This window comes from Stenotrophomonas sp. 63632_Sma, assembly GCF_056482875.1.
This window is the reverse complement of record NZ_CM151220.1, coordinates 4,539,719-4,559,119: the sequence shown is the minus strand read 5'-3', so window position 1 is coordinate 4,559,119 and position 19,401 is coordinate 4,539,719. Positions and strand designations below refer to the sequence as shown.

The 19,401-nt window shown below is 68.8% G+C and carries 15 protein-coding genes and 1 pseudogene; 15 read left to right on the top strand and 1 reads right to left on the bottom strand.

Annotated features, from left to right (window positions below):
- The first annotated feature begins 1 nt into the window (after position 1).
- From ACZK45_RS21135 to ACZK45_RS21070, 14 genes and pseudogenes are all read left to right on the top strand, one after another.
- Positions 2-943, top strand: coding sequence for an LpxL/LpxP family acyltransferase (locus ACZK45_RS21135; RefSeq protein ID WP_293793775.1), 942 nt, complete (start codon positions 2-4; stop codon positions 941-943).
- Positions 933-2,483, top strand: a complete 1,551-nt coding sequence (locus tag ACZK45_RS21130) for an HAL/PAL/TAL family ammonia-lyase (RefSeq protein WP_478445220.1) — start codon at positions 933-935, stop codon at positions 2,481-2,483. The genes ACZK45_RS21135 and ACZK45_RS21130 overlap by 11 nt, the downstream gene beginning before the upstream one ends.
- On the top strand, positions 2,470-2,901 hold the full coding sequence (locus ACZK45_RS21125) for an acyl-CoA thioesterase (RefSeq protein WP_126929826.1): 432 nt from the start codon (positions 2,470-2,472) through the stop codon (positions 2,899-2,901). Before ACZK45_RS21130 ends, ACZK45_RS21125 begins: the two co-directional genes overlap by 14 nt.
- Positions 2,898-3,527 carry an outer membrane lipoprotein carrier protein LolA gene (locus ACZK45_RS21120; protein WP_285301500.1) on the top strand — a complete coding sequence of 210 codons (630 nt, stop codon included), beginning with the start codon at positions 2,898-2,900 and terminating at the stop codon, positions 3,525-3,527. Before ACZK45_RS21125 ends, ACZK45_RS21120 begins: the two co-directional genes overlap by 4 nt.
- Complete coding sequence (locus ACZK45_RS21115) at positions 3,499-5,874, top strand: MMPL family transporter (RefSeq protein ID WP_478445219.1); 2,376 nt, start codon at positions 3,499-3,501, stop codon at positions 5,872-5,874. The genes ACZK45_RS21120 and ACZK45_RS21115 overlap by 29 nt, the downstream gene beginning before the upstream one ends.
- Positions 5,875-5,927: 53 nt before the next feature.
- A pseudogene (locus ACZK45_RS21110) lies at positions 5,928-7,177 on the top strand (NAD(P)/FAD-dependent oxidoreductase).
- Positions 7,165-7,722, top strand: coding sequence for a DUF3261 domain-containing protein (locus tag ACZK45_RS21105; protein ID WP_478445218.1), 558 nt, complete (start codon positions 7,165-7,167; stop codon positions 7,720-7,722). The pseudogene ACZK45_RS21110 and the gene ACZK45_RS21105 overlap by 13 nt, the downstream one beginning before the upstream one ends.
- Positions 7,719-8,903, top strand: a complete 1,185-nt coding sequence (locus ACZK45_RS21100) for a beta-ketoacyl-[acyl-carrier-protein] synthase family protein (RefSeq protein ID WP_049424190.1) — start codon at positions 7,719-7,721, stop codon at positions 8,901-8,903. The genes ACZK45_RS21105 and ACZK45_RS21100 overlap by 4 nt, the downstream gene beginning before the upstream one ends.
- Positions 8,900-9,355, top strand: a complete 456-nt coding sequence (locus ACZK45_RS21095; protein WP_032129169.1) for a hotdog family protein — start codon at positions 8,900-8,902, stop codon at positions 9,353-9,355. The genes ACZK45_RS21100 and ACZK45_RS21095 overlap by 4 nt, the downstream gene beginning before the upstream one ends.
- The gene (locus ACZK45_RS21090; protein ID WP_049398676.1) at positions 9,352-10,083 is read left to right on the top strand and encodes a 3-ketoacyl-ACP reductase FabG2; all 732 of its coding nucleotides are present in this window, start codon (positions 9,352-9,354) and stop codon (positions 10,081-10,083) included. Before ACZK45_RS21095 ends, ACZK45_RS21090 begins: the two co-directional genes overlap by 4 nt.
- The gene (locus ACZK45_RS21085; protein WP_032129167.1) at positions 10,083-11,321 is read left to right on the top strand and encodes a beta-ketoacyl-ACP synthase; all 1,239 of its coding nucleotides are present in this window, start codon (positions 10,083-10,085) and stop codon (positions 11,319-11,321) included. Before ACZK45_RS21090 ends, ACZK45_RS21085 begins: the two co-directional genes overlap by 1 nt.
- A 62-nt stretch (positions 11,322-11,383) precedes the next feature.
- On the top strand, positions 11,384-11,824 hold the full coding sequence (locus tag ACZK45_RS21080; protein WP_010482305.1) for a hypothetical protein: 441 nt from the start codon (positions 11,384-11,386) through the stop codon (positions 11,822-11,824).
- Positions 11,825-11,984: 160 nt separating this feature from the next.
- Positions 11,985-12,245 carry a YcgL domain-containing protein gene (locus ACZK45_RS21075; RefSeq protein WP_180837874.1) on the top strand — a complete coding sequence of 87 codons (261 nt, stop codon included), beginning with the start codon at positions 11,985-11,987 and terminating at the stop codon, positions 12,243-12,245.
- Positions 12,238-15,576: an ankyrin repeat domain-containing protein gene (locus tag ACZK45_RS21070; protein WP_125893369.1), complete on the top strand. Its 3,339-nt coding sequence runs from the start codon at positions 12,238-12,240 to the stop codon at positions 15,574-15,576. Before ACZK45_RS21075 ends, ACZK45_RS21070 begins: the two co-directional genes overlap by 8 nt.
- 209 nt (positions 15,577-15,785) lie before the next feature.
- On the opposite strand, the gene ACZK45_RS21065 is transcribed toward ACZK45_RS21070, so the two are convergent.
- Positions 15,786-17,564, bottom strand: a complete 1,779-nt coding sequence (locus ACZK45_RS21065) for a monovalent cation:proton antiporter-2 (CPA2) family protein (protein WP_478445217.1) — start codon at positions 17,562-17,564, stop codon at positions 15,786-15,788.
- A gap of 346 nt (positions 17,565-17,910) precedes the next feature.
- On the opposite strand from ACZK45_RS21065, the gene mgtE reads away from it, so the two are divergent.
- Complete coding sequence (mgtE, locus tag ACZK45_RS21060; protein WP_125893373.1) at positions 17,911-19,281, top strand: magnesium transporter; 1,371 nt, start codon at positions 17,911-17,913, stop codon at positions 19,279-19,281.
- Positions 19,282-19,401: the final 120 nt, after the last annotated feature.

The window sequence follows — 19,401 nt, the reverse complement described above, 5'->3', positions numbered from 1 at the left end:
GATGGCGGCCGCGCAGGGGGCCCCGCACTGGGCCGACATCGGCGAATCCACCTCGGTGGCCGGCGTGCTGTTCCTGTGCTGGGTGCACCGCTGGTTCGGGCGCTGGCCGTTCCGCCTGTGCGTGTGGCCGGTGGTGGCCTGCCACTGGCTGGGCAACCGCGTTGGCCGCCAGGCCTCGATGCAGTACCTGCAGCGCCTGCAGGCGCACAGCGGTGCGCTGGGTCGCGCGCCGACCCGGCGTGACAGCCTGCGCCACTTCTTCGCGTTTGCCGACACGATGCTGGACAAGATCCTCGGCCTGGGCGGACGCTATCCGGCCGAACGCATCCACCTGCATCGCGACCTGGTGCTGGAAAAGATCGCGCGCCGCGAGGGCGGGCTGATCCTGACCGCGCACATCGGCTGCCTGGAGCTGTGCCAGGTACTGGCCGAACAGGTGCCGGGGTTCCGCATCACCGTGCTGGTGCACACCGCGCATGCGCAGCGCTTCAACCGCCTGCTGCAGCGGCTGGACCCGCTGGCGGCGGTGGAGCTGGTGCAGGTAACCGAAATGGGCCCGGCCACGGCGGTGATGCTGGCAGAGCGCGTGGCGGCCGGTGGCTTCGTCGCCATCGTCGGCGACCGCACGCCGGTGCAGGGCGGCCGCAGCGTCACTGCCGATTTCCTTGGCCACCGCGCCCCGTTCCCGATCGGTGCCTACGTGCTCGCCGCCGCGCTGGGCTGCCCGGTCTACACCATGGCCTGCCTGCACCAGGGCGAGGGCTATCGCGTGGCGTTTGAACAGTTCGTCGAACGCATCGTGCTGCCGCGTGGCTCGCGCGATGCCGCGCTGGCCGAACAGGCACAGCGCTTCGCGCGCTGGCTGGAACTCCAGGTCATCCAGTCCCCGTTGGACTGGTTCAACTTCTTCCCCTTCTGGGATCAGGCTCCGCATGATGACTGACGCCGTACCCGTGTGCCGCTTTGGCGATGCACCGTTGACCATTGAAGACGTGGTTGCTCTGGCCCAGCGCCAGTGCGAGGCCGCACTGAGCGAGGCGCCGGCGTTCCGCGCGCACATCCAGCGCGGTGCCGACTTCCTCGACCGCCTGCTGCGCGAGGACGGCGTGATCTATGGCGTGACCACCGGCTACGGTGACTCGTGCACGGTGAACATCCCGCCGGCGCTGGTGGCTGAGCTGCCGCACCACCTGTACACCTACCACGGCTGTGGCCTGGGCCGTTACCTGGACCCGGTCGAGACCCGTGCGGTACTGGCCGCGCGCCTGGCGTCGCTGGTGCGCGGCATGTCCGGTGTCAGTGTGCCGCTGCTGGAAGGCCTGGCCACGCTGCTGCAGCACGATGTACTGCCGATGATTCCGGCCGAAGGCTCGGTCGGTGCCAGTGGCGACCTGACCCCGCTGTCGTACGTGGCCGCTGTGCTGTGCGGCGAGCGCGAGGTGCTGCACGACGGCCGCGTGCAGCCGGCGGCGGATGTGCTGGCGAAGATCGGCATGACCCCGCTGAAGCTGCGACCGAAGGAAGGCCTGGCGATCATGAACGGCACCGCGGTGATGACCGGCCTGGCATGCCTGGCCTGGCAGCGCGCCGATTACCTTGCGCGCATGGCCACGCGGCTGACTGCGTTCAACGTGCTGGCCAGCGACGGCAACGCGCATCACTTCGACGAAACCCTGTTCGCCGCCAAGCCGCACCCGGGCCAGGGCCGCATCGCCGCGCGCCTGCGCAGCGACCTGCACAGCGAGCGTCCGCCGCGCAATGAACAGCGCCTGCAGGACCGCTACTCGCTGCGCTGCGCGCCGCATGTGATCGGCGTGCTGGAAGACAGCCTGCCGTTCCTGCGCCAGCTGATCGAAACCGAGCTGAACAGCGCCAACGACAACCCGCTGATCGACGCCGATGGCGAGCGCATCCTGCACGGCGGCCACTTCTACGGCGGCCACATCGCGCTGGCGATGGACACCCTGAAGAACACCGTGGCCAACGTCGCCGATCTGCTCGACCGGCAGCTGGCGCTGGTGGTCGACGCCCGCTACAACCATGGCCTGCCGGCCAACCTGTCGGCGGCCACCGGCCCGCGCGCAGCCATCAACCATGGCCTGAAGGCGCTGCAGATCAGCGTTTCGGCCTGGACCGCCGAAGCGCTGAAGCAGACCATGCCGGCCAGCGTGTTCTCGCGTTCCACCGAATGCCACAACCAGGACAAGGTCAGCATGGGCACCATTGCCGCGCGCGATTGCCTGCGCGTGATCGAGCTGACTGAACAGGTGGTGGCCGCGATGCTGGTCGCTGCCCGCCAGGGCCTGGCGCTGCGCGAACGGGTTGGCCTGAACGCGCAGCTGCATGGCAGTCTGGCCGACATGTACGCCGACCTGGGGCAGCGCATCGCCCTGGTTGAAGAAGACCGCGCGCTGGATCGCGAACTGCGGGAACTGCTGGTGGAGATCCGCGCGCAACGTTGGGAGCTGTATGCCGGTGAATGAGGCCATTGAACGGGTTGGCGAGATTGCGTTGACCCCCGCCTTCCATGACTGCGATCCGATGAACGTGGTCTGGCATGGCAACTACTTCAAGTACTTCGAGATCGCGCGCTGCGCGCTGCTCGGCCGCTACGACTACGACTACCCGCAGATGCTTGAATCGGGCTACCTGTGGCCGGTGGTCGATGCGCGGGTGAAGTACGTGCGTCCGTTGCTGTTCAACCAGGCCCTGCGCGTGATCGCGCGCATCGTGGAATGGGAGAACCGGCTGAAGATCGAGTACGAGATTCTCGATGCGCAGAGCGGCCAGGTGCTGACCCGCGCGATGACCATCCAGGTTGCGGTGGACGCTGCCAGCAAGGAAATGCTGTACCAGTGCCCGCCGGTGCTGTGGGAACGCCTGGGAGTGCCTGCGCCATGAACCGAGCGAACCGTTTCGCCCGTGCGCTGCTGTGCGCGCTGCTGCTGGTGGCCGCACCGCTGGTGCAGGCGGCCGACCCCGCCATCGATGCGATCACCCAGGCGGTGGCGCGGCCGGATGTGCTGCGTGGCCAGTTCAGCCAGGAAAAGCAGGTCAGCGGCTTCAAGAACCCGCTGCGTTCTCAGGGCCGGTTCGTGGTCGCGCGCCAGCACGGCGTGATCTGGTCCACGCTCAAGCCGTTCCCCTCCGAGGTGGTGGTCACCGCCGACCGCATCCTCAGCCGCCAGCGCGATGGCAGCACCCGCGTCGAACTCGATGCACGGCAGCAACCGGCGATGCGTTCGGTGAACGCGATCATGTTCGCGCTGATGAGTGGCGACGTGCAGGCGCTGTCCAGCCAGTTCAACGTGGCGGCCAGCCGTGAAGGACAAGGCTGGCGGCTGCGCCTGACGCCGAAGTCGGCGATGCTGGCCAAGGCTTTCGAATCGCTGACCCTGCAGGGCGACCGCTACGTGCGCCAGGTCGAGATCGTGGAGGCCAACAAGGACCGCACGCAGATCCAGTTCAGCGCGTTGAGCGAGACGCCGGCCACGCTCAATGCCGACGAGGCCCGCCGCTTTGAGTGAGGCCGCGGCATCGAACACACCGGACCGGTTGCGGCGCTGGTGGCACTGGCTGGGCATCGCCTGGCTGCTGGTGCTGGTGGTACTGGGCGCGCAGCAGTGGCACCTGTGGAGCCAGCAATCGAGGATCGACACCGACATCCTCGCCCTGCTGCCGCAGGATGCACACGACCGTCTGTTGAGCGATGTCACCCGGCGCATCGCCGATGGCAGTTCGCGGCAGGTGGTGGTGCTGCTGGGCAGCAAGGACGGCGCCGCCGCCAAGCGTGCGCAGGCCGCGTTTGCTGCAGCCATGGCCAAGGACGCCGATCACGCCCTGCTGGTACCCAGCGGCTCGATCGAAGGCTGGTTCGATGAGGCGCGCGCGTTCTACGCGCCGTACCGTGACCGCCTGCTGACCCCGGCCCAGCGCGAGCAGCTGCAGGGCAGCGAGCCGGGCGCGCTGGCCGAACAGGCGTTGGCCGCGCTGTACGGCCCGATGGGCGCGCCGCGCCTGACCGACTGGCGGCAGGACCCGTTGTCGCTGTGGCCGCAATGGTGGCAGCAGCAGGCGCAGGGGTCGGGACTGCGGCTGGGCGATGACGGCCTGCTCGAAGCCGAGGACAAGCATTGGGCCGCGCTGCAGTTCGACACGCCGGGTTCGGCGTTCCAGCTCGACGGCGAACGCCATCTCGATGGCCTGCTGGAACGTGCCGGGCAGGCAGCAAAAGCGGCCGCTCCGGATCTGGAGATCCTGCATGCCGGCGTGCCACTGCACGCCGAAGCGGCCGCGGTGCAGGCCAACCAGGAGATCAACACCATCGGTTGGGGGTCGCTGGCGGCGGTGCTGCTGCTGGTGTGGCTGGCATTCCGCTCGCTGCGGCCGATCCTGCTGGTCGCCGCCTCACTGCTGATCGGCTGTGGCGTGGCGCTGGCAGTGACCGTGCTGGTGTTTGGCAAGGTGCACGTGCTGACTCTGGTGTTTGGTGCGTCGCTGGTGGGCGTGGCCGAGGATTACGGCATTCACTGGTTCGCCTCGCGCCAGGCCGAGCCGGCCGATCGTCGCTGGAAACTGCTGCGGCATCTGCTGCCTGGCCTGTGGCTGGCCCTGCTGACCAGTGCGCTGGCCTATCTGGCATTGGGCCTGGCCCCGTTCCCGGGCCTGCGCCAGATGGCGCTGTTCTCGGTGGTCGGCCTGGCTGCCGCCTTCCTCACGGTGATCTTCTGGTTCCCGTGGCTGGATGGTGGCGAGATCCGCCAGACCCGCTTCTCGCAGTGGCTGGGCAACACGCTGGAGCGTTTCCCGCGCCTGCATGGCCGCCGCGCGGTGACGATGTTCGTGGTGATCACGCTGGCACTGTCTGCCATCGGCATCGCGCGCCTGCAGAGCAACGACGACCTGCGCAGCCTGCAGTCGTCGCCGCCGGCATTGATGGCGCAGCAGATCCGCCTGAGCCAGTTGCTGGGCATGCCCAGCCCGGCGCAGTTCTACCTGGTGCAGGGTGCCGATGCCGCGCAGCTGCTGCAGCGCGAAGAAGCGCTGACCGAACGCCTGCGTGTATTGGCCAACGACAAGCGCATTGGTGGCTATCGCGCGATCAGCGATTGGCTGCCGTCGCCGTCGCGGCAGCAGGCCGATGCCGCGCTGACCGCGAAGGTGGAACCCGGCGTGCTGTCAGCCGTGTCCGAGGCCGTGGGCGAGCCGCTGCAGCGACCGCAGTTCGCGGCAGCGCCGCTCAGCGCCGAAGCCTTCCTGGCCTCGCCGGCCTCGCAGCCGTTCCGTCATCTGTGGGTGGGCGAGGTCGGTGGGCAGATGATCAGCGTGGTGATGGTCGATGACCTGTCGCGCGCCGATGCGCTGGCCACCCTGCAGGGTGCGGCCGAAGGCCTGCCGGGTGTGCGCTGGGTGGACCGCACCGCCGACTTCTCCACGCTGCTGGGTCACTACCGCAAGCTGATGGGTGGGCTGCTGCTGGTCGGCATCGCGCTGGTGTTCGGCGCGCTGTGGCTGCGCTACCGCCGCCAGGCCTGGCGCGTGTTCGCGCCGACCCTGATTGCCGGTGCCTTGACCCTGGGCCTGCTGGGCCTGTTCGGCCAGCCGCTGCAGCTGTTCAACGTGCTGGCACTGATGCTGCTGCTGGGCATGGGCATCGACTACGGCATCTTCCTGATCGAGCACCGTGGCGATGCCAGCGCCTGGCTGGCAGTGTGCGTGGGCGCGGCCAGCACCTGGCTGTCGTTCGGCCTGCTGGGCCTGTCGCAGACCCCGGCGCTGCGCGCGTTCGGCCTGACCCTGCTGTTCGGCATCGGCCTGGTCTGGTTGATCTCGCCGCTGTTCCGGCCGCCGCCACATGACCTGCCGCCAGCTTGAACCTGTCTTCCGACTTCCTTCTTTCCACCTGATCGAGCAACAAGGACGCACCGATGAATACTGCTGTGGATGCTGTCGAACGTACTGAAATCCTGATCATCGGCGCGGGCCCGGCCGGCTCGGTGGCCGCGGCGATGCTGCGCCAGCAGGGCCGCCAGGTGCTGATGCTGGAGCGCCAGCAGTTCCCGCGCTTCTCGATCGGTGAAAGCCTGCTGCCGCAGAGCATGGAGTACATCGAAGCGGCAGGCCTGCTGCAGGACGTGGTCGAAGCGGGCTTCCAGCACAAGAACGGTGCCGCGTTCGTGCATGGCGAGGCGCGCACCGCGTTCGACTTCAGGAAGAAGTTCTCGCCAGGTTGGGGCACCACCTACCAGGTGCAGCGCGCCGACTTCGACAACGTGCTGGCGCGCGGCGCCGAACGCATGGGCACCACGCTGCGCTTCGGCGATGAAGTGCTTGCGGTCGAGCCGGGCGAGCAGCCGGCGGTGACCGTGCGCCGTCCGGACGGCAGCGAGTACCGCATCGAAGCCGATTTCATCCTCGATGCATCCGGTTTCGCACGCCTGCTGCCGCGCCTGCTGCAGCTGGAATCGCCGTCCAACTTCCCGGTGCGCGGCGCGATCTTCTGCCACGTGCGCGACAACATTCCGGCTGAAGCGGACTTCGATCGCAACAAGATCCTGATCACCACCCATCCCGAGCACATCGACGTCTGGTACTGGACCATCCCGTTCTCCAACGGCTGCTGCTCGCTGGGCGTGGTCGCCGAGCCGTCGTTCTTCGAACGCTACGAAGGCGACGACCTGCAGAAGCTGCAGGCCATCGTTGGCGAGGACCCCACCTGACCCGGCTGCTGGCCAACGCCGAATGGGCGGTGCTGCCGGTGCGTCGCATCACCGGTTACTCGGCCAATGTCAGCTCGTTGTGGGGCCCGGGCTACGCCCTGCTGGGCAATGCCGGCGAGTTCCTTGACCCGGTGTTCTCCTCCGGCGTCACCATCGCCTTCAAGTCCGCGCAGCTGGCCAGCGAATGCCTGGCGCGCCGCTATGCCGGCGAAACCGTCGACTGGGAAGCTGAATTCTCGATCCCGCTGCGTGCCGGCGTGAAGACCTTCCGCCGCTTCGTTGAAAGCTGGTACGAGGGCGGCTTCCAGAAGATCATCTACCACCCGCAGCAGCAGCCCGAAGTACGCGACATGATCAGTTCCATCCTGGCCGGCTACGCCTGGGACACCAACAACCCGTATGTGGCCGACGAAAGCGGCCGCCGCATGCGCGTGCTGGAGCAGCTGTGCAGCGCCTGATCGCCCGTACCGCGGCCGTGCTGCTGTGCCTGCTGCTGGCCGCCTGTGCCGGCCGCATGCCCAAGCCATTGGTGGAACTGCCGCCGCTGCGCCTGTCGCCGGCCAGCCTGCCGGCGCCGCTGGCATTGCAGCAGCAGCTGCATTTCCGTTTCGGTACGCATGAGCGCGACCTGGATGCTCTGCTGGAAGCCGATGCGCAGCAGGTGCAGCTGGCGGTGCAGGCGATGGGCCAGACCGGCGTGCGCCTGCAGTGGGACGGCCAGCAGCTGACCCAGCAGCGCGCACCGTGGCTGCCGCCGCAGGTACGTGCCGAGCGTGTGCTGGATGACCTGCAGTTCGCGCTGTGGCCGACCGCGGCCATTGCCGCCGCGTTGCCGGCAGGTTGGCAGGTCAGCGATGACGGCCGGCAGCGCAGCCTGTCGCGCAACGGCACGGTGTGGCTGCAGCTGCAGCGCCTGGACGATGGCAGCGTGCAGCTGGACAACCGCGCCGAAGGCTATGCGCTGCGCATCGAATCGATCGACATGGCCGGGCAGGACCGATGAGTGCACCGATCTACCTGAACGACCTGGGCGTAGTCTGCGCGCTCGGCGATGGCCGCGCCGCGGTCGCGTCGGCGATGTTCGCGGATGTGCCGGGCGGGCTCAGCGACAACGACAGCCTGCTGCCGGGGCGCACCCTGGCGCTGGGAGAGGTGCGCACGCCGCTGCCGGCGCTGGAGGACCTGCCGGTGGCCCTGCGCGGGCGCAACAACGCCCTGCTGGACGTGGCACTGGCGCAGATCGCACCAGCGGTGGCCGCCGCGATCGCCCGCCATGGTGCCGAGCGTGTGGCGGTGGTGCTGGGCACCAGCACCTCGGGCATTGGTGAATCCGAGCAGGCCCTGCGCACCCACGCCGAACAGGGCCAGTGGCCGCAGGGCTTCGATTACGCCCAGCAGGAAATGGGCACCGCCGCGCAGTTCGTGCGCCAGCGCAGTGGTGCACAGGGGCCGGCATGGACCCTGTCCACCGCCTGCTCGTCCAGCGCCAAGGCGCTGATGTCGGCCGCCCGGATGCTGCGCGCCGGCATCGTCGATGCGGTGATTGCCGGCGGTGCCGATTCGCTGTGCCGCTTCACCGTGGCCGGCTTCAGCGCGTTGGAATCGGTGTCGGCACTGCGCTGCAATCCGTTCTCGCAGCACCGCTCCGGCATCAACATCGGCGAGGGCGCCGCGCTGTTCCTGCTTACCCGCGAGCCGGGTCCGGTGTGCCTGGCCGGGTGGGGCGAATCGGCCGATGCCCATCACATGTCCGCCCCCGATCCGCAGGGGATGGGGGCCATCGACGCCCTGCAGCAGGCGCTGCTGCGCGCCGGCTGGGGCGCCGACGAAGTGGATTACGTGAACCTGCATGGCACCGCCACCGGGCACAACGATGCGATGGAAAGCCTGGCGGTCTCGCAGGTGCTGGGCAATGGCGTGCCGGCCAGTTCGACCAAGCCGCTGACCGGCCATACGCTGGGTGCCTCGGGCGCGATCGAGGCGGCGCTGTGCTGGATCCTGCTGGCCGAGAACCCACAGCAGCAGCTGCCGCCGCACTGGTGGGACGGCGTGCCCGACCCCGCACTGCCGGTGCTGCCGCTGGTCGCGCCGGGCTCCTGCCTGGCGCAGGCGCCGCGGCGGGTGCTGAGCAATTCGTTCGCCTTCGGCGGCAGCAATGCCGTGCTGGCACTGGAGCGTCGATGAACACGCTGTACGCGATCGAGGACGTGGTGCCGCACCGCCAGGACATGTGCCTGCTGGAGCGCATCACGCAGTGGGACCAGGACACCCTCGAGGCTGAACTGGTGGTGCCCGAATCCGGCCTGTTCGTGGAGAACGGCGAAGTGCCGGCGTGGGTCGGCATCGAATACATGGCGCAGGCCATCGCGGCCTGGGCCGGCTGCCGCGCGCGTGCGGCCGGCAAGCCGCCGCAGCTGGGCTTCCTGCTCGGCAGCCGCCGCTACAGCAGCGCGCGCAGCAGCTTCCCCAGCGGTTCGCGGCTGCGCGTACAGGCGCGCTGCGAGCTGTTGGGTGACAATGGATTGGGGATGTTCGCCTGCCGCATCCTGGCGGGCGAGGACGAATGGGCGACAGCCAACGTGTCGGTGTTCGAACCGGCCGACGCGATGGCCTATCTGGAGAGTGGACAGGCATGACAGGGAATCGAAGCGTGCTGGTGACCGGCGCCAGCCGGGGCATCGGCCGGGCCATCGCGCTGCGCATCGCGCGCGATGGCTTCGACGTGGTGGTGCATTGCCGCAGCCGCCTGGAAGAGGCACAGGCAGTGATGGCCGAGATCCAGGCCTTGGGCCAGCAGGCCCGCGTGCTGGCGTTCGACGTAGCCGACCGCGAGGCCGCACGCGCCGCGCTGGAGGCTGATGTCGAAGCGCACGGCGCGTACTACGGCGTGGTCTGCAATGCCGGCATCGCCCGTGATGGCGCCTTCCCGGCGCTGTCGGCGGAGGATTGGGACCAGGTCATCCACACCAACCTGGATGGCTTCTACAACGTGCTGCATCCGCTGATCATGCCGATGGTGCGGCGGCGCAAGCCGGGCCGCATCGTCACCCTGTCGTCGGTGTCCGGGCTGGCCGGCAACCGCGGCCAGGTCAACTACAGTGCCGCCAAGGCCGGCATCATCGGTGCCACCAAGGCGCTGGCACTGGAACTGGCCAGCCGCCAGATCACCGTCAACTGCGTGGCCCCGGGCCTGATCGAGACCGAAATGCTCAATGATGAAGTGATCGAACACGCGCTCAAGCTGATTCCCGCCGGCCGCGTCGGTCGTCCCGACGAAGTGGCGGCCACGGTGGCGTTCCTGCTGTCCGAGCCGGCCGGCTACATCACCCGCCAGGTGATCTCGGTGAACGGAGGCATGCTCTGATGGCCGCCGATCGTCGCGTGGTGGTCACCGGTGCGGCCGCCATCAGTCCGCTCGGCCACGACTGGCCGACCATCGAAGCGCACCTGCGCAGCTGCCGCAATGCCGTGCGCACGATGCCCGAATGGGATGTCTATGCCGGCCTGAACACCAAGCTGGCCGCGCCGGCGCAGGACTTCGAGCTGCCGCCGAACTACAACCGCAAGACCACCCGCTCGATGGGCAAGGTCGCGATCATGTCGGTGCGCGCCACCGAGGTGGCACTGCGCGAGGCTGGCCTGCACGAGCACCCGGTGCTGCGCAGTGGCCGTACCGGCGTGGCCTACGGTTCGTCCTCGGGCAGCCACGAGGCCACCGGTGAATTCGGCCGCATGCTCAACGAGTTCACCACCGACGGCATCAGTGCCACCACCTACCTGAAGATGATGAGCCACACCGCGCCGGTCAACATCGGTGTGTTCTTTGGTTTGTCCGGGCGCGTCTACACCACCTCCAGTGCCTGCACCTCGGGCAGCCAGGGCGTGGGCGCGGCCTACGAAGCGATCCGCAGCGGCAAGCAGACGGTGATGGTGGCTGGCGGTGCCGAGCAGCTCGATGCCACTGCCGCGGCAGTGTTCGACACCCTGTTCGCCACCAGCGTGCGCAATGATGCGCCGCAGACCACGCCGCGCCCGTTCGATGCCGGCCGCGATGGCCTGGTGCTGGGCGAGGGTGCTTGTACGCTGATCCTGGAAGACCTGGAGCACGCGCAGGCACGTGGCGCCACCATCCTTGCCGAGGTGGTCGGCTACGGCACCAACAGCGATGGCCAGCACGTCACCCAGCCCAGTGCCGACACCATGGCCCAGGCCATGCGCCTGGCGCTGGAGGATGCCGGGCTGGACGCGGCGCAGATCGACTACGTCAACGCCCACGGCACCGCCACCGACCACGGTGACATCGCCGAGACCCAGGCCACCGCGCAGGTGTTCGGCAGCCGCATGCCGATCAGCTCGCTGAAGAGCTACGTCGGCCACATGCTGGGCGCCTGTGGTGCGTTCGAGGCCTGGATGAGCATCGAGATGATGCGCGCCGGCTGGTTCGCGCCCACCCTGAACCTGGCCGAGGTCGATCCACGCTGCGGCCAGCTCGACTTCATCACCGGCCAAGGTCGCGAATTGCAGGCTGAGTACGTGATGAGCAACAACTTCGCCTTCGGTGGCATCAACACCTCGCTGGTGTTCCGCCGCTGGCGCGAGTGATCCACCGCCCCACCGCCGCTGTTCCCGCAACCTACCCGCACCCTCGACAAGGAGATGTTCCGATGCGCCGCACCCTGATGATCGCCACGGCCACCGCACTGCTGGCCCTGGCCTCCACCGCTTCTGCCCGCGATACCCGCGTGGAGCAGTCCCTGCAGGAACTGGTCAGTTCGCAGGCTGCCAAGGACGCCGGCATCGACGGCAGCGTCCGCTTCTACCTGGCCGGCCAGCCGGTCAGCGTGCAGCAGCGCCTGGGCGAAGACGTGACCAACAAGAAGACCAACGCCGCCAACAAGAGCGACGCCGAGGCTTGCCGCTGGGTTGCGCTGTCGGCGCTGCGCGCGCTGCAGGACGGTGCCAAGTCGCGCGGCGCCAACGCCGTGGTCGACATCGTCAGCTACTACAAGAAGAACGAGTTCAAGAGCAGCACCAACTACGAATGCTATGCCGGTGCGATCCTCGCCGGTGTCGCGCTGAAGGGCACCTACGCCAAGGTCAAGTAAGCGCCCGTGTGGCGGCGGCGTTGGCTGAACGCCGTCGCCACATTGCTGAATCCCGCCGGGGAAACGCCGCCGATCACGCCGCCATCGTCGGCTGACGGCTTTCCCCGGTGTCGGCTTTCCGACACAATCATGGCTCTTCCCGGGTTATCGTCCCGCGGACATGCACGCCTACGTCTATAAAAGCCAACTCAAGCCGGACACCTACGTCTACGTTCCCCGTCGCGATGATTTCAGCGCGCTGCCTGCGCCGCTGCTCACCTCGCTGGGTGCGCTCACCTTCGTCCTGGACGTGGCCCTGGATGCCCAGCGCCGCCTGGCCCAGGCCGATCCGGAAAAGGTCCGCAGCGAAATGAGCGAGCGCGGGTTCTACCTGCAGGTGCCGCCATCGGTGGCCAGCCTGATGCCGCGCCACTATGACTGACACGTCCCGTCCGCGCGCCCTGTCGATCGCCTTCGCCGTCGGTGCCGTGCTGGCGCTGGGCGCCGCTGTGGGCGGCGTTCCAGGCGCCATCCTTGCGGCACTGGCGCAGCCGGCGTTCGCGCTGGGTGTGTCGTGGTGGCGTCGCAGCCGAGCGCTGCTGCCGCTGAAGATCGTCGCGCGCCAGGACCTGCCGGCGCTGCTGGCGTTGTGGACGGCGGCGCCGCTGTTGCTGGCGCTGCTGCTGGCCTGGCCGCTGGCGGCGCTGCGTGACAGCGGCAGCCTGGCCGCGGTGCTGGGCCTGAGCGTGCTGGTCAGTGCCGGCCTGCTGGCGGCCTGGCGCACCTGGCCGCTGTGGAACGATGTCGAACGCCTGGACGGCAATCTCGCCCAGCATTGGCAGGCGCTGGCCGGACGCGACCTGACCGCCTGGCGCGGTCTCGGTGTCGCCGCGCTGGTGATCGCGCTGGCCGCGCTGGTGGTGCTGCCGGCCTGGCCGGGCCTGTTGCCGGAAGGCGCGCGCTGGCCCGCCGCGCTGGCGGTGGTGCTGCTGTCTCCCGTGCTGCACCTGCTGCTGCAGCGGGTGGCGCCGGCACCCTTGGTGTCGCTGCGCGCGAGCCCGTTGGCCAGCGCCGGCAACGAGCACGAACCGATGTTCGCCGCTGCGGCCGAAACCGCGCCGCTGGAGGCGATGGCGCCGCAGGAGCTGACCCCGGCCCTGTATGAAGCCGCCCGCCATGGCCGCATCGACCGGGGCCTGCAGCTGCTGCAGGCCGGTGCCGATCCGTATGCGCTGCCGGACCCGAACTGGCGCGACCAGCGCAGCCTGGCGGTGCTGGCGGCGGTGCTGCCGGACCTGCGCCTGCTGCGCGAACTGATCGCCCGCGGCGTCGATGTGAATGCCCCGCACCGGGGCATGACCCCGCTGCTGGCCGCCACCCGCGACAGCTGGCACGGCCGTCCCGAAGCGGTGATGACCCTGCTCGCCAACGGTGCCGATTCGCGTGCCATCGACAGCGATGGCAACACCCCGCTGCACCATGCGGCGCGCAGTTCCGACCCGGGCGTGGCCGCGCTGCTGCGCGATGCCGCCGCCGAAGTCGACGCGCTGAACAACGAGGGCTGGTCGCCGCTGGCCGTGGCCTGCCAGGTCGGCAACTGGCGCCTGGCCCGCTTCCTGCTCGAACGCGGTGCGCGCAGCGAACCGGCCGAAGGCACCCCGGTGTTGCTGGCCGCGGCCGCCACCGAAGACGACGATCCGGCCGGCGTGCAGCTGCTGCTCAAGCACAAGGCGCGGGCTGACGCGCGTGATCGCCAGCGCCGCAGCGCGCTGCATGAGGCCGCACTGGCTGGCCACGTCGAGATCATCGGCGTGCTGCTGGGTGCCGGTGCCAATCTGGAAGCGCGCGATGCGCTGGGCCGTACGCCGTGGCTGGAAGCGGCCCGTGCCGGCCGCGCTGCCGTGGTCGAGCATCTGCTGCCGCACAAGCCGGATCTGGTTGCGGTGGACGGCGAAGGCCGCAATGCGGTGCAGCTGGCGGCGATGGCCGAGGATGTCTCGCCATTGCTGATCAAGCGCCTGGTCGAGCTGGGCATCGCCGCCGATGCCACCGATCCGGTTGGCCGCCGTGCGGTGGACTACGCCGCCGAAGCCGGTCGCTGGGCGATTGTGGCCCTGCTGGACCCGTCCTATCCGTTGCCGGCCGCCGTCAGTGATGGCCTGGCCGAGCGCGGCGAAGCCGCCAGCGCCAGTGGCCTGCTGCCGGACCGTCCGCCGCTGACCCTGCTGCGCGAAGCGCTGGGCTTCGGCAACACCGATGGCATGGCCGCGCTGGCCAAGCTGTGCCAGCCGGAAGAACTGGGTGGCCTGCTGCTCGATCCGGAACTGGCACTGGAGCCGCGTGCGGTCGATTGGCTGCTGGGCCACGGCGCCGATCCCTACGTGCGTGACGCCTGCTCCGACACGCCGATGTTCGCGCTGCTGTCGCGCGGCATCGATGCGGTGCCGGCGCTGCAGGTCATGCTGCAGCGCGGCCTGTCGCCGGCCGGACGCGGTGGCCTGGCGCGCTTCCTTGCCGCCTGCGCACAGCACGATCAGGCGGCCCGTGGCCTGGAGCAGCTGGCGCTGGAACTGCTGGAACGTGGTGCCGATCCGTTCGCGGCCTCGCCGGCGGGTGACCCGCCGTTGTCGCTGGCAGTGCGCCTGGGCTGGCTGCGCCTGCAGCAGGCCCTGCTCAAGGCCGGTGTCGATCGTGAAGCGCGTGACAGCCATGGCATGACCGCATTGCATCTGGCCACCGCATTGGCCCGCGAAGGCGCGCTGAAGCTGCTGGTGCAGCACGGTGCCTCGCCGGAAGCACGTGCCGCCGATGGGCAGACGCCGCTGGGCGTGGCGCTGTCGATCGGTCGCCGTGACCTGGCCGACTGGCTCGACTGGCGGGTGTGGCCGTTGCCGCGCCGCACCCTGCGCGAGGCCGATCTGCCGGCCGCTGCGATGGCCGGTGACGTCGATGCGGTGCGCCGCCTGATCGATCTGGGATTTGCCGTCGACGCAGTCGACGCACAGGGCTGCACCGCGCTGCTGCGTGCGGCCGGTGGTGGCCATCTGGCAGTAACCGACCTGCTGCTGGCACGCGGCGCCGATCCGCAGCACGCCGCTGCCAGTGGCGCGACGCCGCTGTCGGCGGCGGTCAGCATGCGCCAGGTGGACATCGTTTCGGCCCTGCTCGACGCCGGTGCCAAGCTGGAACACCGCCTGCCGGGCGGCGTGACCGTGCTGATGCTGGCCTCGGCGCTGGGCCTGCCGGACATCGTCGCGCGCCTGCTCACCGCCGGTGCCGACGTGCATGCCGGTGACGCGCAGCAGCTGGGCCCGCTGCACTGTGCCGCGCTGTACGGTTTCAGTGCCCGCGACCGCTCGCGCCTGCTGGCCCTGCTCGACACCCTGCTGCTGGCCGGTGCCGAACCGGACCAGGCCGCTGCCGGTTCGGTCACGCCGCTGCTGCTGCTGCTGGGTGCGCGTGCCGAGCCGGGTACCGCCTGCGACGAGCAGGTGGTGATGGCGGCGGTGGAACGCCTGCTGGATGAGGACGTGAGCCTGGACGTGCGTGATCCGCGCGGTTTCGGCCCGCTGCACCTGGCCGCGCTGCATGGTCTGCCGCTGCTGGTGCAGCGCCTGCTGCGCGCCGGTGCCGATCCGGAAGTGCGCGACAGCCTCAACCGCAGCCCGCGCGAGATCGCGGTGATGCGGGGCTTCATCGACGTGGCCGGCGAGTTCGAGCCGCGCGTGCCTGGCGTCTCGTCGATGGCGCGGTTCCTGCGCGACAACGGCTGATCGGGACCCAGTAGATCCACGCCATGCGTGGATGATCGTGTCCGGAATCCAAAGCATCCACGCATGGCGTGGATCTACTGCCGGAATCCGCAGTGGGTAGTGTCGGCCGCTGGCCGGCAACCTCATGAAACCACCGGAATTTCGAGGCTGCCGGCCAGCGGCCGGCACTACCGCAATCTGTGGTGGGTGCCGACCGTTGGTCGGCACGCCTACTTGCCGTCGCTTTCCGCGTCGGCCTCGAACAGGTGCATCAGGTCGTTGCGTGCATCGCGCGAGGTCTGGATCACCGCAGCCTCGTCGTCGTACACCAGGTACTGGTCGCGCAGCAGCTGCTCGTCGTGCTCACGGAAGCGCTGCACGTGGCGTTCAGCCACTTCAGGTGCAACACCCAATGCAGTCAGCACGCGCCCGCTCATTTCCAGGCTGGTGCCGAACACTTCGCGGAACGGCTCAGCCGACATGTCCATCAGGCGCCACGCATGCTGGCGGTTGCGTGCGCGCGCCAGCACCTTCGCGTCCGGGTACAACCGGCGCACCATGCGCACCGCGCGCAGGTTGGTCTCCGGGTCGTCCACGGTGATCACGAACACATCGATGTGCTCGCCGCCGGCCGCGCGCAGCATCTCCGGCCGGGTCGGGTCGCCGTAGTACAGCTGGTTGCCGAAGCGGCGCAGGTCGGCCACGGTATCGGGGTTCGCTTCCAGTGCCACGAACGGCACCTTCTGCGCGGTCAGCAGGCGCGCGATGACCTGGCCGAAGCGGCCCATGCCGGCAATCAGCACCTTCGGCCGGTTGTCCGGCGCCACCTTGTCGGCCTCGGCTGCCTCGCGCGGCGTTGCCTTCTCCTGGCCGAGCAGCTTGAGCAGCGCGATCATCAGCAGTGGCGTGATCGCCATCGACAGGCCGACGATCGCCACCAGGCGGTCATGGTTGGCGTTGCCCAGCAGGTGCGCGCGCTGCGCTTCGTTGAACACCACGAAGGCGAACTCGCCGCCCAGCCACAGCACGCTGCCCAGTAGCAGCGAGTGCCGTGAACTGAGCTTTGCGATGCGCCCGATCACGTACAGCAGGCTGAATTTGACCACCAGCAGGATCGCCACGCCGGCGGCGATCAGCCACGGCTCGGCAACGATGCGGTCGAGGTCGATGCCCATGCCCACCGCAATGAAGAACAGGCCCAGCAGCAGCCCCTTGAACGGCTCGATCTGCGCTTCCAGTTCGTGCCGGAACTCCGAATCGGACAGCAGCACGCCGGCCAGGAACGCGCCCAGGCTGGGGCTGAGGCCGGCCTCCTGCATGAACCAGGCGGTGCCCAGCACCACCAGCAGTGCGGTCGCGGTGAATACTTCCGGGCTGCGGGTACGCGCGATGATGCCGAACACCTTGCGCAGCACCGGTCGCCCGCACAGGATCACCACCGCCAGCGCGCCGAGGGCCACGGCGGCGTCTTCCCAGCGCAGGGTCTCGTTCTTTACCCCGCCCAGCAGCGGGATGGCCGCCAGCAGCGGAATCGCGATCAGGTCCTGGAACAGCAGGATGGCGAACCCGAGCCGGCCATGGTCGCTGTTGATCGCCTTGTGTTCTGACAGCAGCTGCAGGCCGACCGCGGTGGACGACAGCGCCAGTGCCACGCCCACCACCAGTGCGCTCTTCCATTGGAAATGGTCGAGCAGCAGCAGGCCGCCCAGCACCAGCCCGGACAGCGCCACCTGTGCCGCACCGGCACCAAACACCGAGCGCCGCATCACCTTCAGGCGGGCCGGCGACAGTTCCAGACCGATCACGAACAGCAGCATCACCACGCCGATCTCGGCGGCGCCGAGGATGCGGTCGGCGTCCTGCACAAAGCCCAGCCAGTCCGGGCCCAGCACCACACCGGCCGCCAGATAGCCCAGCACCGCGCCGAAGCCGAACTTCTTGAACACCGGCACGGCGATGACCGCCGCCAGCAGCAGCACCAGGGCCAGTTCCAGACCACCGCTATGCATGGGAATACCTGGTCATCGGAGAAGCCCGCGGTGCGTCCGTTCGGGTGGGGGAAGGGGAGGCGAGTGCCACCGCGTCATTATGCGCGCCGGCCTGTGTATGCACGAGAACAACCTGCCGGGCAGGCGCCCTGCGCAAGGCTGCCGGGTTGACCTGCATGGCCCACGGGTCCAGACTGCCCGCCGCTGGCGGCGCGTCCGTCGGCATACGCATCCCGGAGTCCCCAACCCATGTCCAGCGACAGTAGAAGTCGACCTTGTTCGACGCCAGCGATGGCCACCGCCTGACATCGGGACGGTTTGCCTGCGTTGGCGTTGCGCGAGGTCGCACCCCCACAAGGCAAAACCGATGAACCAGAAGCAATTGCTGCGCCCGGTGGCCGATGCCGCCGCACTGGCCGCACCGCTGGCGAACTACAACACCGCCGACGCGGTGGAATTCCTCAATACGCTGGAACTGACCCGCGCCGCGGAAACGCTGGCGGCGCTGCCGTTGCCGCGTGCAGTGAAGATGCTCGAAGCGCCGGAGCTGCACCGCAGTGGCGAACTGGTCGCCGCGCTGCCGCCGGCGCGGGCTGCGGCGCTGCTGGGCCTGATGGCCGATGACCGCGCCACCGACATCGTCCACGAGCTGGATGAGGAAGAACGCGCGCGGCTGATCCCGCTGCTGGGCACCGACGCCCGCCAGGCCATCCAGAAGCTGCTCAGCTACCCACCGAACACTGCCGGTGCGCTGATGACCACCGAGTATGTGGCGGTGCCTGCCAGCTGGACGGTGGCGCAGACCCTGCAGCACATCCGCCAGGTCGAGCGCACCCGCGAGACGGTGTACGCGATCTACGTGCTGGACCCAGCCAGCCAGCAGCTGCAGCAGGTAGTGACCATGCGCCGGCTGATCACCGGCCTGCCCGAGGAATCGATCCTGGACGTGGCCCAGGTCAATCCGCCGGTGACGGTGGATGCGCTGATGGACCAGGAGGAAGTGGCGCGGCTGATCCGCCGCCACGATCTGCTGGCGATTCCGGTGGTCGACGCGCAGCAGCAGATGCTTGGCATCGTCACCGTCGACGACGTGCTCGATGCGCTGATCGAAGAGTCCACCGAAGATGCGCACAAGTTCGGCGGCATGGAGGCACTGGACAAGCCGTACATGCAGATCGGCTTCTTCGAGATGCTGCGCAAGCGCGCCGGCTGGCTGAGCGTGCTGTTCCTGGGTGAGATGCTGACCGCCAGCGCGATGCAGCACTACGAGGACGAACTGGCACGCGCGGTGGTACTGACCCTGTTCATCCCGCTGATCATGAGCTCGGGCGGCAACTCCGGCTCGCAGGCTACCTCGCTGCTGATCCGCAGCCTGGCACTGCGCGAACTGCGCCTGCGTGACTGGTGGAAGGTGGCCCTGCGCGAAGTGCCCACCGGCATGGTGCTGGGCGCGATTCTCGGCTGCCTGGCCATCGTGCGCATCGTGATCTGGCAGCTGGGCGGCCTGCACGACTACGGCGAGCACTGGATCCTGCTGGCGATCACCATCGGCGCCGCGCTGGTCGGCATCGTCACCTTCGGCTCGCTGTCCGGCTCGATGCTGCCCTTCATCCTGAAACGGCTCGGCTTCGACCCGGCCAGCGCTTCGGCGCCGTTCGTGGCCACCCTGGTGGACGTGACCGGCCTGGTGATCTACTTCAGCATCGCCGCGATGATCCTGCACGGCACGCTGCTGTAAGCCGGAACCATCGTGCTCCGGTAGGTGCCGACCTTGGTCGGCATGCAGAACAAAAAGGGGACGGAGGGGATTAAGTCGTTTAAGGCACATGAGGCACAAACGACTTAATCCCCTCCGTCC

Bases quoted from the DNA above. Each gene is read 5' to 3' on its own strand.
- ACZK45_RS21135 (WP_293793775.1), top strand. From the start codon at position 2: ATGGCGGCCGCGCAGGGGGCCCCGCACTGGGCCGACATCGGCGAATCC.
- ACZK45_RS21130 (WP_478445220.1), top strand. From the start codon at position 933: ATGATGACTGACGCCGTACCCGTGTGCCGCTTTGGCGATGCACCGTTG.
- ACZK45_RS21125 (WP_126929826.1), top strand. From the start codon at position 2,470: ATGCCGGTGAATGAGGCCATTGAACGGGTTGGCGAGATTGCGTTGACC.
- ACZK45_RS21120 (WP_285301500.1), top strand. From the start codon at position 2,898: ATGAACCGAGCGAACCGTTTCGCCCGTGCGCTGCTGTGCGCGCTGCTG.
- ACZK45_RS21115 (WP_478445219.1), top strand. From the start codon at position 3,499: ATGCCGACGAGGCCCGCCGCTTTGAGTGAGGCCGCGGCATCGAACACA.
- ACZK45_RS21100 (WP_049424190.1), top strand. From the start codon at position 7,719: ATGAGTGCACCGATCTACCTGAACGACCTGGGCGTAGTCTGCGCGCTC.
- ACZK45_RS21095 (WP_032129169.1), top strand. From the start codon at position 8,900: ATGAACACGCTGTACGCGATCGAGGACGTGGTGCCGCACCGCCAGGAC.
- ACZK45_RS21090 (WP_049398676.1), top strand. From the start codon at position 9,352: ATGACAGGGAATCGAAGCGTGCTGGTGACCGGCGCCAGCCGGGGCATC.
- ACZK45_RS21085 (WP_032129167.1), top strand. From the start codon at position 10,083: ATGGCCGCCGATCGTCGCGTGGTGGTCACCGGTGCGGCCGCCATCAGT.
- ACZK45_RS21080 (WP_010482305.1), top strand. From the start codon at position 11,384: ATGCGCCGCACCCTGATGATCGCCACGGCCACCGCACTGCTGGCCCTG.
- ACZK45_RS21075 (WP_180837874.1), top strand. From the start codon at position 11,985: ATGCACGCCTACGTCTATAAAAGCCAACTCAAGCCGGACACCTACGTC.
- ACZK45_RS21070 (WP_125893369.1), top strand. From the start codon at position 12,238: ATGACTGACACGTCCCGTCCGCGCGCCCTGTCGATCGCCTTCGCCGTC.
- ACZK45_RS21065 (WP_478445217.1), bottom strand. From the start codon at position 17,564: ATGCATAGCGGTGGTCTGGAACTGGCCCTGGTGCTGCTGCTGGCGGCG.
- mgtE (WP_125893373.1), top strand. From the start codon at position 17,911: ATGAACCAGAAGCAATTGCTGCGCCCGGTGGCCGATGCCGCCGCACTG.